We start from the raw sequence: 12714 nt of genomic DNA, 5'->3' as shown, positions 1-12714 counted from the left end.
GTCTGGTCAGGACGGAGAATCACGATGACCGACATAGTTGCAGCAGCCCCCGAAAAGGCATCCCGCAAGAAGGGCCTGCTGGTGCCACTGGTGGCGACGCTTGTGCTGGGCGGGGGCGGTTTCGCGTCCAGCTATCTTGGGTTCTGGTCGCCCTCGGGGCTGTTCGCCGGTGGCGAGAAGGCCCCCGTCTCGACCGAGCATATGAGCGTCGAGTTCATCGACATCCCCACGATCGAGATCGTGATTCCCGGAGGACGATCCCGCTCTCTGGTCCTGTCCGCCACGATCGAGACCGACACCGCGCACAAGGGCGAGGTGACTCACCTGATGCCGCGGGTGTCGGATGCCTTCACGACCTTCCTCTCGGGCGTCGATCCGGCGGCCTATGACAAGCGCGGCGTCCTTGAGGTGATCCGCGCCGAACTGGTCACGCGCACCCGCTTCGTCCTGGGCGAGGAGCCGGTCAAGGACCTTCTGATCACGGAGTTTCGATTCAAATGACCCTGGAACAACTGATGCAGATCCTGCTGCTGGTGGCCTGCGTCGGGCTGGGCGTCTTCTGCCTGACCCTGGCGCGCCGCCTGCGCAAGATGAACAACCTCGAAAGCGGTCTGGGCGGCGCGATTGCCGTGATGGCCGCCGAGGTCGACCGCCTGGAGCGCGCCATCCGCGCCGCCCGCGACGAGGCGACGGCTGCCAGCGAACGTCTGGCCGACGAGATCGAGACCGCCCGCCGCGAGCGCGCCATCTGGGATCTGCGCCAGCGGATCGGGGCCGCCGCCGCCGAGGCCCCGCAACCCTCCGGCGTGTCGCGCCGTCTGCGCAAGCGCGAGGTCAATCATGGCTAAGCACCTGTTGCCCGCGCTGACGCTGCTTTTCGCCCTGCCGGCGGGGGCGATGCTGTGGCAGGGCCAGGACCTGTCGCGCATCTTTGCCGCCGTGGCGGCGCCCGCCGATCTGCTGGACGGGTGCGGCGACGTCCCCGAGGCCGTCGCCCTGGCAGAGGAGCTGCGCGACCGCGCCCTGCGGATCGAGCGCTACATGGAATCGATCGACGCCCGCAAGGTGGCGCTGGAGCAGGCCGAAAGCACGCTGCGCGAACGCCTGGCCGAGCTGCGCGCCCGTCAGGGCAGCATCACCGCCCGCCAGAACGGGTCGACCGAGGCCGTGCGCACCGACATCGAACGCCTGATCGCGCTTTACGACCAGATGAAGCCGGCCGAGGCCGCCGCCATCCTGACCAACCTTCCCGCCGATTTCGCGGCCGAGATCCTGATGCGCGTCAAACCCGAGACCGGCGCCAAGATCATCGCCGCAGTCGAACCCCGCCAGGCCGCATTGCTGACCGCCCAGATGGGCGCGCGCAGTGTCCGCAACCCATAAGGACCCAACGCAATGTTCGGATTCGTCGGAATTATTCTTACGCTGGTCATGGTCTTCGGCGGCTATCTTCTGGCCGGGGGCAAGATGGGTGTCATCCTGCACGCCCTGCCGTTCGAGATGATGATGATCATGGGCGCCGCTGTCGGTGCCTATCTGCTGGGCAATGACACCCATGTCCTCAAGGCCACGGTGGGCGGGCTGGTCCGCGCCTTCAAGGGCCCGAAATGGACGGCCCAGGATCACCAGGACGTCCTGTGCCTGATGTTCCAGCTGCTGAAGATCGCGCGCGAGAACCCCGTCGCGCTGGAACAGCATATCGAGAACCCGTCGGAATCGCCGATCTTCACGGCCTATCCCCGGCTGGCGGCCGATCACAACGTGGTCTCGCTGATCTCGGATACGCTGCGCTCGGCCAGTCTGAACTATGACGATCCCTATCAGGTCGAGGACATGCTCTCGCGCCGCATCGCCGTGATGCGCGAGGAGGAGATGCACGTCCCCCACGCGCTCCAGACCATGGCCGACGCGCTGCCGGCCCTGGGCATCGTCGCCGCCGTGCTGGGGATCATCAAGACCATGAGCTCAATCGATCAGCCGCCGGTCATCCTGGGCAAGATGATCGGCGGCGCGCTGGTCGGGACCTTTCTGGGCGTGTTCCTGTCCTATGGCTTCGTCGCGCCGCTGGCCAACAGGCTGGGCGCGGTGGTCAAGCAGGACCTGGGCTTTTACGAAGTGGTGAAATCGGTCCTGGTCGCCGGGTTGCATCAGCACGCGACGACGCTTTGCGTCGAGGTGGGCCGCCAGACGGTGCCGGAACATGTGCGCCCCAGCTTTGACACGCTGGAAGGCGCGCTGCGCGAGCTGAAGAAGGCCGCCTGATGACCCGGCTTGGCCTTGTGATCGCGATGGCGGTGATGGCGGGGCCAGTCGCGGCCCAGGACGCGGCGGGCTCTGATCTGGACAGGTTCAGGCAGACGGCCTCGGACTGGCTGCTGTCGGGGCAGGGTCTGCCCCGCGATTACCGTGTGATGCTGATGCAGATGGACAGTGCCGACCGGCTGCACGCCATCGCCTATCTGCGCCGCCTTGGCCTGCTGACTGAACGACCCTGGTCGCTTGACGACCTTCTGCGCCCCGCGGCCACCAGAACGGAGATCCGCGAATGACACCCATCGCCGGCCTGTCGGGCAAGTCCAACAAATATCTGGATGCGCCCCTGCTTGTCACGGGCGGTCTTGTGCTTGTGGTCATCTCTCTGGTGATTCCTCTGCCCGCGGGGGTGCTGGATTTCGGCATCGCCATCTCGATCGCGTCGGCGGTGCTGGTGCTGGTCATGGCCTCTCTGGTCGAGAAACCGACCGATTTTCAGGCCTTTCCCGTCCTGCTGCTGATCAGCCTGGTGATCCGCCTGTCGCTGAACGTGTCCTCCACCCGGCTGATCCTGACCGAAGGCCAGAGCGGCAAGGAGGCGGCGGGCAAGGTCATCAACGGCTTTGCCGATTTCGTCGCGGGGGGGTCGATCCTGGTCGGCATCACCATCTTTGCGGTGATCTCGGTCGTGAACTTCATGGTCATCACCAAGGGCTCGGGCCGGATGGCCGAGGTCGCCGCACGCTTTGCCCTGGATTCGCTGCCGGGCAAGCAGCTGGCCATCGACGGCGATCTGAACGCGGGCGCCATCGACCATCAGGAGGCCAAGCGCCGCCGCATCCAGGAACAACGCGAGATAAGCTTTTTCGGCTCGCTGGACGGCGCCTCCAAGTTCGTCAAGGGCGACGCGGTCGCGGGCATCGTGATCACGCTGATCAACCTGTGCATCGGTCTGGCGGTAGGCATCACCGTCCACGGCATGCCGATGAGCGAGGCCGTGTCGACCTATTCGCACCTGACCATCGGCGACGGGCTGGTCAGCCAGATCCCCTCGCTGATCACGTCGATGGCGGCCGCGCTGCTGCTGTCGCGGGGCGGCGCGACCGAGACCACCGCCAGCCTGATGTCCAGCGAATTCACCCGCAGCTGGCAGCCCGCCGCGATGGTTGCCGCGGCCATGGTCATGATCTCGCTGGTACCGGGGATGCCCCGGATGCTGTTCTTTGCAATCGCCGGGTCCATGGCCCTGTTGTCCTGGAGCATCGCCCGACGACAGCGCCGCGCCGAGGAGGCTCTGCCCGATCTGCCCGCAGCCGAGGCCGGAACCAAGCCCGCCGCGCGCATCGGCGATGTTCTGGACACCGATGACATCAGCGTCGAGATCGGGTCGGATCTGATCGTCACGGCGCTGGATCAGGCGCGCGGTCTGGGCAGCCGCATCAGCAACCTGCGCATCCATATCGCGCGCAGCTTTGGCCTGATCCTGCCCGATGTGCGCATCACCGATACCGACGATCTGCCGCCGGGCGACTATCAGATCCGCATCCACGGCGTGATCCGCGGTCGCGGAACCCTGCGCCCCTCCGAGATCCTTGCCCTGGGGCCCGAGGGGATGCTGGCCGAGCTGCGCGGCATCGCGGTCCGCGAACCGGTCTATTCCAGCCCGGCACGGTGGATTCTGCCCGCCGATCAGGAGGATGCGGCCACCATGGGGGCCACCGTCGTCACCCCGATGGAAGTCCTGTCCACCCACCTGATGGAGGTGGTCAAGGCCAACCTGCCCTCGCTGCTGACCCTGGGCGCCATGCAGCGCCAGATCGAGGAGCTGAAGACGCTGTCGGATACCGGCCGCGCCGAACGCTATCGCAAATATTTCGACGCGATGATGCCCGACAAGGTCACGCCAGAGACGCTGCTGGCGATCCTGCGCGCCCTGTTGGAGGAGCGGATCTCGATCCGCAACCTGCCGCTGATCGTCGATGCGATCTGCGAGTTCCGCAGCATCGAGCAGCCCGAGATGATCTATGAACTGGTGCGCAAGCGCCTGCGCGGCCAGATCACCCAGCAATATTCCGACGAGGCCGGTCGCATCGCCGCCCTGCAGCTGCACCCCGCATGGGAGGCAGAGTTCGTGCGCGCCGACGCGGAGACCGGTCGCGCAGGCGGCGGCGCCATGACGCCCGCCCTGTCCAAGAAACTGATCGATGCCGTCCGCAGCGCGCTTGCGCTGGCCGAACCGGTGGCCCGGACGGTGCTGGTCGCCCCCGATCACCGCCGGCGCATGGTGCGGGCGGTTCTGGGCGCAAACGGCATGGCCGTTCCCGTCCTGGGCCTGGAGGAGATCGACCCCGCGGCTGAGCTGCGCCTGCTGGGCACCGTCGAGGCCGCATGATGTGGGACCAGCTTCAGGCCATCTATCCGGGTGCCGACTGGGCGCTGGTGCTGGTCTATATCCGCATCCAGGCCTGCGTCCTGGCCCTGCCCGGACTGGGTGAGCGGGTGATCTCGGCGCGGGTCAAGGTCTCACTGGCGCTGGCGCTGACGCCGCTGCTGGCGGGGGTCGCGCCCGGCCCGGACATGCCGACGGACAGCCTGGCCATGGCCGGTCAGGTGGCGGTCGAGATGGTGCTGGGTTTCACCACCGGGATCATGCTGCGTCTGCTGACCCTGGCCATCGACATCGCGACCACCGCGATCGCCGCGACAGCGTCCCTGTCGCAGATCATGGGCATCCAGAACGAGATGTCGCCCCATCCGATCGGCAACATGCTGCATCTTGCGGGACTGGCAATCCTGATGGCGATGGGCCTGCCGATCATGCTGGTCGAGCTGATGGCCGACAGCCTGCGCCTGTGGCCGCCCGCGGCACTGCCTCAGGTCGAGGGGTTGGCGATGGCCGTCGTGCGCATCGTGGCCGACAGCTTCTGGCTGGCGATGATGCTGGCGGCGCCCTTCACGCTTGGCGGGTTTCTGTATCAGGCGCTGTCCGGGGTCATCAACCGGGTGATGCCGGCGCTGCCGGTCATCTTCATCGGGGCGCCCGCCTCGATCCTTCTGGCGCTGATGGGGCTGGCGATCCTGGCGCCGCTGCTGGTCGGGATCTGGGCGAATGCCGTCCTGTCCTTCATGCTGCCCGCGATTCCGTAGGTCAGGCAGATGAGCGAGGACAGCACCGACAAGCAATTCGAGGCCACCGACCAAAAGCTTCAGCGGGCGCGGGAAAAGGGGGATATTCCCCGCTCGACCGAGCTGAACGTGACGATGATGTATCTGGCGGCCTTCCTGGCCTTCGTGGTGCTGTCGGGCTATGCGGCGCGCCACTGGATGGCCATGGCCACCCGCGCCCTGGGCTCCGAGGGGTGGAGTCCGGAGGGGATCGCCCCAGTGGCCCGCGCCATGGGCGCATTTGCCGGGTTCATGACGGTCGGGCTGGCGGCGATTTTGGTCGTGGCGATTCTGGTGGGCCTGATCGCCACGCGCAGCCTGATCTTTTCCCCACAGAAGCTGGCCTTCGATTTCAAGCGCATCAACCCGGTCAAGAATGCCGGGCAGAAATTCGGGTCGGATGGCCTGGTCACCTTCGCCTTTTCCGTGGGCAAGGCGACGCTGGTCTGTCTGGGGGGGTGGTTTCTCTATGTCTCTCTGCTGGACCGGATCGCGGCCTCGGCCATGGCGGACGGGCAGTGGATCACCGCGCTGGTCGTGATTCTGGGGCAGGTGCTGATGCTTGGCCTTGCGGTGTCGGTCCTGTTCACGGTGCCCGACATGCTGTGGAAATGGTTCAGCCACCGCCGCAAGAACCGCATGAGCCGCAAGGAGATGCAGGACGAGTTCAAGGATTCCGAGGGCGATCCGCATCTCAAGGCGGCGCGGCGCCAGCGGGCGGTCGATATCGCGATGAAGCAGATGCTGACCGATGTCCCCAAGGCGGATGTGATCATCGTGAACCCCACGCATTACGCCGTCGCGCTGCAATGGTCGCGGGGGTCGGGGCGGGCGCCGGTCTGCGTGGCCAAGGGCACCGACGAGGTCGCCGCCCGCATCCGCGCCAAGGCGACCGAGGCGGGCGTGCCGATCTGGTCCGATCCGCCCTGTGCCCGCGCGATCCATGCCCAGGTCAAGATTGGTGAGGAAATCGACCGAACCCATTTCGCCGCGGTGGCCGCCGCCATCCGCTTTGCCGAAAAGATGCGACAGAAGGCCAAGGCAGGATGGTAGACCGGATCAAGCAGTTGCAGCAGCTGGAACAGATCGCGCGGTTGAAGGCCGAACGCCAGCTCAAGACCTTTGCGGCCTTCAACGCGCATATGACGGTGGCGCGCCAGCGAGTCGATTCGCTGCAGGCGGCGCTGGCGCAGAGCTATGACAGCACGGCGCCGCTGTCGCTGCCCGAGGCGCGGGTCGCCAACGCCCAGGCCGGCCGCGCCGCGCGGGAGCTGCGCCATGCCGGTGACGAATTGCAGCGCATGACCCCCCGGTTCGAGATTGCCCGCCAGAAGGCCGCGCGCGAGTTCGGACGCGCCGAGGCTCTGCTGGGGCTGGGTCAGCAGGAGGACGCGCGCCGTCGCAAGGACCGGTTCTGACCGTCGCGCGGGATTGGACAGCCCGCAGCCGGGATGCTAGGCAACCCTCAAGCCAAGGGGGAAGCCATGCTGCACAGCGATCCGAACATCGACGGCCACCGCCAGATCTGGACCGCCGAGGCGGCACGCGCGCTGTTCGATCAGCCGTTGATGGACCTGCTGTTTCAGGCCCAGACCGTGCATCGCCAGCATTTCGACCCCAACCGCGTGCAGCTGAGCCGCCTGCTGTCGATCAAGACCGGCGGCTGCCCCGAGGATTGCAGCTATTGCAGCCAGTCCGCGCGCCATGATTCCGGCCTGTCCGCATCCAAGCTGATGGAGGTTCAGCGCGTCCTGGCCGAGGCCCGCCGCGCCCGCGACGCGGGGGCCACGCGCTATTGTATGGGGGCCGCCTGGCGCAGTCCCAAGGCGCGCGACATGCCGCAGATCGTCGCCATGATCGAGGGGGTGAAGGCCTTGGGGATGGAGACCTGCATGACGCTTGGCATGCTGGATGCTGACCAGTCCGCGCAGCTGGCGGAGGCGGGGCTGGATTACTACAACCACAACATCGACACGTCCGAAGCGCATTATTCCAATGTGATCACGACCCGGACCTTTGCCGAGCGCATCGACACGCTGGAGGCGGTGCGCCAGGCCGGGATCAAGGTCTGTTCCGGGGGCATCCTGGGGCTGGGCGAGGGGCGGCAGGACCGCGTGGACATGCTGGTGACGCTGGCGAACCTGCCCTCGCCGCCCGACAGCGTGCCGATCAACATGCTGATCCCGGTCGAGGGCACGCCGCTGGAAAATGCCGCGCCGGTCGATCCGATCGAATTCGTCCGCATGATCGCTACCGCGCGGATCATGATGCCGCAGAGCCATGTCCGCCTGTCCGCAGGACGCACCGCCATGTCGGACGAGATGCAGGCGATGTGCTTTTTCGCCGGGGCCAATTCGATCTTTGTGGGCGACACGCTGCTGACCAAGGACAACCCCGAAGAGGAGAGCGACATGCGTCTGTTCGCCAAGCTGGGCCTGCAGCCGATGGTCGCGCATGAGCACGCCCCGGACGAGGCCCGTCGTGCCGCGTTGCTGGCGGATGATCCGGCGATTCCGATCCTGCGCTGACGGCCGGGGGTTTCACCCCCGGACCCCCAGGATATTTGCATGAAGAAGAAGGGGCACGGCTTGGATCGGCTGGCGGTGTATCGGCGGGATCTGGCGGTTCTGGAGGGGGACGCGCGGTTGCGGTCGCTGTCGGGGCGTCGCGGGATTGATTTTTCGTCGAATGACTACATTGGCTTGGCGCAGGCGCCGCGGATGGTGTCGGCGATGCGACGGGCGCTGGAGCACGGGGTTCCCGTGGGGGCGGCGGGGTCGCGGCTGTTGCGCGGCGAGACTGAGATGCAGGCGCGGTTCGAGGCCGAGGCCGCGCGCTTTTTTGGGGCCGAAGCCTGTCTGGGGTTCGGCGGCGGTTATGTAGCGAATTTCGCTGTGATCACAACGCTGCCGCAGCGGGGGGACCTGCTGCTGATGGATGCGCTGGCGCATGCCAGCACGCATGAGGGGGCACGGGCCGGGCGGGCGGAGGTCGCGACATTTCGGCATGGCGATGTGGGGCACGCCGAGGACGTGATCACAGGATGGCGGGCGCGGGGTGGGCGCGGCGCCGTGTGGATCGCGGTCGAGAGCCTGTACAGCATGGACGGGGACCGCGCGCCGCTGGAGGATCTGATGGTGCTGGCGGATGCACATGGGTTCCTGTTGGTGGACGAGGCGCATGCGACGGGGGTCTATGGGCCGCAGGGGCGGGGTCTGACGCATCATCTGGAGGGGCGCGAGAATGTCGTGACTCTGCATACCTTGGGCAAGGCCCTGGGCGGGTCGGGGGCGCTGATTTGCGGGGCGCGGGTGCTGGTGGATTTCCTGATCAATCGGTGCCGGCCGTTCATCTTTGCCACGGCGCCTTCGCCGCTGATGGCGGCTGTGGGATTGGAATCGCTGGCGATTCTGCGCGATGAGCCGTGGCGGCAGGCGGTTCTGGCGGGGCATGTCGCGGCCTTCGGGGCCGAGATGAGGCGGCGGCTGCCGCAGGTTTCGCTGAGCGGCAGTCAGATCGTCCCGCTGATCGTCGGGCCGAATGCCGGGACGATGGATCTGGCCGCCGCGGTGCAGGCGCGGGGGTTCGATGTGCGCGGGATCAGGCCGCCGACGGTGCCCGAGGGGACGGCGCGGCTGCGGGTGTCGCTGACGCTGAATGCCACGCGGGCGGAGGTGATCCGCCTGGCCGAGACGCTGGAGGAGCTATGGCCCGATTTGTGATCACAAGCACCGGAACCGATGTCGGCAAGACGGTCTTTGCGGCCGGGCTGTGCGGGCTGATCGGGGCCGACTATTGGAAGCCGGTGCAGTCCGGGCTGGCGGGGAATGTCGCGAATGAGGCCCTCACCACCGATGCACCGGGGGGGCACAGCCCGTGCACAGGGCGTACACCGACAACGCACGGTACTGTTGCGCAGCCCGGCACCGACCGCGCCGAGGTCGAGCGGCTGTCGGTCGCGCGCACCCATCCCGAGGCGGTTCTGCTGCGCGACCCTCTATCGCCGCATCGGGCGGCCGAGCTGCAGGGCGTCACGCTGGACCCGGCGTCCTGGGCGATTCCCGAGGCCCGCGATCTGGTGATCGAGGGGGCGGGCGGGGCGCTGGTGCCGGTCACGCGGCAGGTGCTGTTCGCGGATGTCTTTGCGCGCTGGCAGGTGCCGGTGATCGTGGTCTGCGCCACCGGGCTGGGCACGATCAGTCACAGCCTGACCGCGTTGGAGAGCCTGCGCGCGCGGGGCGTGCCGGTGCATGGGGTGGCCTTTGTCGGTCCCGCCAATGACGACAACATGGCGACCATCGGGCAGATCGGTGGGGTCAGGGTGCTGGGGCGGCTGCCGATGCTGGAGCGGCTGGACCGGGACAGTCTGGCCGCCGCCATGCAGGCCGCGTTCCGGGTGGAGGATTTCACATGAGTGCAGTGTGGCATCCCTTCTTTCAGCACGGGACCGAGCCTGCGCCGCCGCGCGCGATCTCCAGCGCGGGGGCGTATGTCCAGACGGATCGCGGGCCGCTTCTGGACGGGATCAGCAGTTGGTGGGTGGTCACGCATGGCCACAACCAGCCCGAGATCGTCGAGGCGATCCGCGAGACCGCCGGGCGGCTGGACCAGGTGATCTTTGCGGGCCTGACCCATGCGCCCGCCGAGGAACTGGCCGAGGCGCTGGTCACGATGACGCCCAAGGGGCTGGACCATGTGTTCTTCAGCGACAGCGGGTCCACGGCGGTCGAGGTCGCGCTGAAGATGGCCCTGGGCTATTGGCGCCACGAGGGCGACGGCCGCCACCGGATCGCGGTGATCGAGGACAGCTATCACGGCGACACCATCGGCACGATGAGCGTGGGCGAGCGCGGCGTGTTCAACGCCGCCTATGACCCGCTGATGTTCGGGGTGGACCGGCTGCCCTTTCCCGAGGGGGGCGGGGCGGCGACGCTGGCGGCGTTCGAGGCGCTGGCCGCGTCAGGCCGCATGGCGGCGATCATCCTGGAGCCGCTGGTGCTGGGCGCGGGGGGGATGCGGATGTATCCGCCCGAGGTTCTGGCCGGGCTGCGGGCGATCTGCGACCGGCATGACGTGCTGATGATCGCGGATGAGGTGATGACCGGTTGGGGGCGGACGGGTCGGCTGTGGGCCTGCGATCATGCAGGCGTCGCGCCGGATATCCTGTGCACCTCCAAGGGGTTGACCGGGGGGGTGGTGCCTCTGGCGGCGACGCTGGCCAGCGGGCGGATCTTTGAGGCGCACCGGTCGACGGACCGGCGGCGAACGTTCTATCACTCCAGCAGCTATACCGCGAACCCGATCGCCTGCGCGGCGGCGCTGGCGCAGGTGCGGCTGTGGCAGGCCAGCCCCATGCAGGCGCGGCTGGATGCGCTGGCCGCGATGCAGGCGGACCGGCTGGCGCGGCTGGACGGGCGCTTCACCAATATCCGGCAATGTGGGACGATTGCGGCGGCGGATCTGGTCGTGCCCGAGGGCGGCTATCTGTCAGAGGTCGGGCCGCGGATGCGGGCGCATTGCCTGGATCAGGGCGTGCTGCTGCGGCCTTTGGGGAACACCGTCTATGTCCTGCCGCCCTATTGCGTGGGGGCCGAGGATCTGGACGCGGCCTGGGGGGCGGTCACCTCATTCGAGGTCTAGATCGACCCAGACCAGCTTGCGATGCGACGCCAGCGCCACGGAGTCCGCCAACGGATCGTCGGTCGCGGGCCACAGCACGCCCGCATCGGTGACGCGCAGCGCGGTCGCGGGCAGGATATAGTCCAGCCGCAGGTTCCCCGGCGCGCGGTCGTATTCGGCGGTGTCCAGCGCCGGGTCTCCGTTTTGGTTCGCATTGGGGCCGGTCTGGGGCGGCTGGAACGCGCCGCGCGGCTGCGGGTCCTGGGTGACGGTCAGCAGCGCCTGCAGCGTGGCGGGGTCGCCGTCGCCGTCCTGGGGGTCGATGTTCAGGTTCCCGATGATCGCGAAGGGGGCGTCGGGCAGGTTCTGCAGCCAGAAGGTCGCCTCGTCACGGTTGCGGGCGGCGTTGCGGGGCTCAAAGGCGGGGGGCGTCGCGGCGAAGGCCAGCAGGTGCAGGGGGCCGTCGGGCGTGGTCAGGGCGACGTCCCAATGGGCGCTGCTGGACAGGCGCTGGATGTCGGCATGGGGGCTTTCGGGCATGCGGTTGCCGGGCAGGTCGCGCCAGAGCGTCGCCGTGTGGTCGGTCACCCCCGCGATGGGCAGGCGCGACAACAGCGCCAGGCCCTTCTGCCCGGTGAAATCGCCATAGCCCTGCGCGTCGCGGGGGCGGCCCGGACGGCCGTCTCCGTCCAGGTCCAGGCCGGTCTGCAAGCCGCGATTGGGCTGGCTGGCGTGGTGGTGGGGCATGGGGTGGCCTTGCGCCTCCAGCAGGTCGGCGAAGGCGGTCAGGGCGCGGTGATCCAGGTCCCAGTCAAAGCCGGTCAGCAGGATCGCGTCAGGCGCCGCATGGGCGATGACGCGGGCCGCGGCCAGCACTTGCGGATCGTCCCGCGCGATGTCGTGCAGCAAAAGCCCCGGCCCGTTTCGCGACAGGCCGGAATCCCAGGTGGCCAGGCGCAGGGTGTCGGCCCCCGCCGGTGTGGCGAGGGCGATCAGGGCAAGTGCCCTCAGATCCAAGGGCGGGCCTGGGCCATGTGCTGTTCGAACGTGTCGATGGCGGGGGCCTTTTCCATCGTCAGGCCGATATCGTCCAACCCGTTCATCAGGCAGTGCTTGCGGAACGGGTCCATGTCGAAGGCATAGGCCGTGCCGTCCGCGCCGGTGACGGTCTGGCTGTCCAGATCGACGGTGATGCGGGCATTGGCGCCCTTTTCGGCGTCGCGCATCAGCGCGTCGACCGCGTCCTGGGGCAGGACCACGGGCAGGATGCCGTTCTTGAAGCAGTTGTTGAAGAAGATGTCGGCAAAGCTGGTCGAGATCACGCAGCGGATGCCGAAATCCAGCAGCGCCCAGGGCGCGTGTTCGCGCGAGCTGCCGCAGCCGAAATTGTCGCCCGCGATCAGGATCTGGGCGTCGCGATAGGCGGGCCGGTTCAGGACGAAATCGGGGATCTCGTTTCCGTCGCGGTCATAGCGCATCTCGTCGAACAGGTTCACGCCCAGGCCGGACCGTTTGATGGTCTTCAGGAACTGCTTGGGGATGATCATGTCGGTGTCGATATTGACCAAGGGCATGGGGGCTGCGATGCCGGTCAGAGTTGTGAACTTGTCCATAGGTGTCGATGCCTTCAGGTCTGGCGCCGGGCGGTCTAGGATGCGACCTGACCTTTGCGCGGAG

Annotated in this window: 15 protein-coding genes; 13 read left to right on the top strand and 2 right to left on the bottom strand. The window is 67.6% G+C overall.

Annotated features, from left to right (window positions below):
- Nucleotides 1-24 precede the first annotated feature (24 nt).
- The 13 genes from FA740_RS00680 (at nt 25) to FA740_RS00620 (ending at nt 11058) form a co-directional block, all read left to right on the top strand.
- Complete coding sequence (locus FA740_RS00680; RefSeq protein ID WP_136854855.1) at nt 25-501, top strand: flagellar basal body-associated FliL family protein; 477 nt, start codon at nt 25-27, stop codon at nt 499-501.
- A complete protein-coding gene (locus FA740_RS00675; protein WP_136854854.1) occupies nt 498-848 on the top strand; it encodes a hypothetical protein in 351 nt (116 codons plus the stop codon). The genes FA740_RS00680 and FA740_RS00675 overlap by 4 nt, the downstream gene beginning before the upstream one ends.
- Nucleotides 841-1383, top strand: a complete 543-nt coding sequence (locus FA740_RS00670; protein ID WP_136854853.1) for a MotE family protein — start codon at nt 841-843, stop codon at nt 1381-1383. The genes FA740_RS00675 and FA740_RS00670 overlap by 8 nt, the downstream gene beginning before the upstream one ends.
- 12 nt (nt 1384-1395) lie before the next feature.
- Nucleotides 1396-2262, top strand: a complete 867-nt coding sequence (gene motA / locus FA740_RS00665) for a flagellar motor stator protein MotA (RefSeq protein WP_136854852.1) — start codon at nt 1396-1398, stop codon at nt 2260-2262.
- Nucleotides 2262-2549, top strand: a complete 288-nt coding sequence (locus FA740_RS00660; RefSeq protein ID WP_136854851.1) for a hypothetical protein — start codon at nt 2262-2264, stop codon at nt 2547-2549. Before motA ends, FA740_RS00660 begins: the two co-directional genes overlap by 1 nt.
- Nucleotides 2546-4645: a flagellar biosynthesis protein FlhA gene (locus FA740_RS00655; RefSeq protein WP_136854850.1), complete on the top strand. Its 2100-nt coding sequence runs from the start codon at nt 2546-2548 to the stop codon at nt 4643-4645. Before FA740_RS00660 ends, FA740_RS00655 begins: the two co-directional genes overlap by 4 nt.
- Nucleotides 4645-5400 carry a flagellar biosynthetic protein FliR gene (locus FA740_RS00650; RefSeq protein WP_246053363.1) on the top strand — a complete coding sequence of 252 codons (756 nt, stop codon included), beginning with the start codon at nt 4645-4647 and terminating at the stop codon, nt 5398-5400. The genes FA740_RS00655 and FA740_RS00650 overlap by 1 nt, the downstream gene beginning before the upstream one ends.
- Before the next feature lie 9 nt (nt 5401-5409).
- Nucleotides 5410-6471: a flagellar type III secretion system protein FlhB gene (gene flhB / locus FA740_RS00645; protein WP_136854848.1), complete on the top strand. Its 1062-nt coding sequence runs from the start codon at nt 5410-5412 to the stop codon at nt 6469-6471.
- Nucleotides 6465-6836 (top strand): hypothetical protein, encoded by a 372-nt coding sequence (locus FA740_RS00640; protein WP_136854847.1) that lies wholly within the window; start codon nt 6465-6467, stop codon nt 6834-6836. The genes flhB and FA740_RS00640 overlap by 7 nt, the downstream gene beginning before the upstream one ends.
- 66 nt (nt 6837-6902) lie before the next feature.
- The gene (bioB, locus tag FA740_RS00635; RefSeq protein ID WP_136854846.1) at nt 6903-7946 is read left to right on the top strand and encodes a biotin synthase BioB; all 1044 of its coding nucleotides are present in this window, start codon (nt 6903-6905) and stop codon (nt 7944-7946) included.
- Between the two features lie 39 nt (nt 7947-7985).
- Nucleotides 7986-9140, top strand: coding sequence for an 8-amino-7-oxononanoate synthase (locus tag FA740_RS00630; protein WP_136854845.1), 1155 nt, complete (start codon nt 7986-7988; stop codon nt 9138-9140).
- Entirely contained in the window at nt 9125-9832 is a 708-nt protein-coding gene (gene bioD / locus FA740_RS00625; protein WP_136854844.1) for an ATP-dependent dethiobiotin synthetase BioD, read from the top strand. The genes FA740_RS00630 and bioD overlap by 16 nt, the downstream gene beginning before the upstream one ends.
- Nucleotides 9829-11058 (top strand): adenosylmethionine--8-amino-7-oxononanoate transaminase, encoded by a 1230-nt coding sequence (locus FA740_RS00620; RefSeq protein ID WP_136854843.1) that lies wholly within the window; start codon nt 9829-9831, stop codon nt 11056-11058. The genes bioD and FA740_RS00620 overlap by 4 nt, the downstream gene beginning before the upstream one ends.
- Here FA740_RS00620 and FA740_RS00615 read toward each other — a convergent pair.
- Together FA740_RS00615 and leuD are read right to left on the bottom strand one after the other, a co-directional pair.
- On the bottom strand, nt 11044-12054 hold the full coding sequence (locus tag FA740_RS00615) for an endonuclease/exonuclease/phosphatase family protein (protein ID WP_136854842.1): 1011 nt from the start codon (nt 12052-12054) through the stop codon (nt 11044-11046). The two genes, FA740_RS00620 and FA740_RS00615, sit on opposite strands and share 15 nt — an antisense overlap.
- Nucleotides 12045-12650: a 3-isopropylmalate dehydratase small subunit gene (gene leuD / locus FA740_RS00610; protein ID WP_136854841.1), complete on the bottom strand. Its 606-nt coding sequence runs from the start codon at nt 12648-12650 to the stop codon at nt 12045-12047. Before leuD ends, FA740_RS00615 begins: the two co-directional genes overlap by 10 nt.
- Between the last annotated feature and the right edge of the window lie 64 nt (nt 12651-12714).

Origin of the sequence: Paracoccus hibiscisoli (assembly GCF_005048265.1) — a bacterium.
GTDB classification, from domain to species: domain Bacteria; phylum Pseudomonadota; class Alphaproteobacteria; order Rhodobacterales; family Rhodobacteraceae; genus Paracoccus; species Paracoccus hibiscisoli.
This window is presented reverse-complemented; position numbering and strand designations above follow the sequence as displayed.